The organism is Pauljensenia sp. UMB3104, from assembly GCF_030217285.1.
Classification (GTDB): Bacteria; Actinomycetota; Actinomycetes; order Actinomycetales; family Actinomycetaceae; genus Pauljensenia.
In genome coordinates, this window is the sequence record NZ_JASONN010000691.1 from 1 (window position 1) to 206 (window position 206).

General features: G+C 67.5%; 1 protein-coding gene. It reads left to right on the forward strand.

The annotated features are described in order from the left end of the window. Positions 1-24: 24 nt before the first annotated feature. Positions 25-206, forward strand: a 182-nt coding sequence (locus QP415_RS13300; RefSeq protein WP_285100384.1) for a hypothetical protein, incomplete at its 3' end; no start/stop codon positions are given.

Sequence of the window (206 nt, forward strand, 5' to 3'; positions counted from 1 at the left end):
ATTGCTGTTCCGCGACTCGCACCCGTGGTGATTCCACAGGCCGCGCCGGAACCGGAACCCATCGTGGCCCCCGAACCCGAACCCGAGCCGGAACCCGTCGTCGTCCCCGAGCCCGAACCCATCGTCGCACCCGCAGCCGAGCCCGAGGCAATTCCGACGCCGACGCATATTGCTGTTCCGCGACTCGCACCCGTGGTGATTCCACA